The following is a 385-nucleotide window of genomic DNA, read 5'->3' on the forward strand; positions in this document are numbered from 1 at the left end:
TAATACGTGCTAACGTATTCCCTTTCATAAACCTTTGTAATAATACTACATTATGCTTTTGTGAGTATGTATAGATCTTATTTTTCCGCTCTATTTGTTGTACCAATTTACGAATATCATCTTCTTTCACAAATTTTGTTTTGCGATTACGATGCTCCTGTATAGTACAAGTTATCTCGCCCTCTTCTATCCATTTTTCAAGTTGATACATACTGATATGGTACTCTTTACTTGCTTGATATAAAGTAATTCCTTCTACTTCAAGTTCTTCTTTTAATTTCTCTATTTCTTCTTTTTTAAATAAAAAGCTTCCATCTAAACGCCATGTATCCTTATTAATTGGATTTAGTTGTCCCTGTTTCATCAAATTATTAAATGTGAAGTG

At 30.1% G+C, this 385-nt stretch carries 1 pseudogene; it reads right to left on the reverse strand.

The annotated features are described in order from the left end of the window. Positions 1-385 (reverse strand): annotated as a pseudogene (locus JDS96_RS30780) (DNA-binding protein); the annotation flags it as partial.

The organism is Bacillus cereus group sp. N21 (assembly GCF_016483395.1).
GTDB lineage: Bacteria > Bacillota > Bacilli > Bacillales > Bacillaceae_G > Bacillus_A > Bacillus_A pseudomycoides.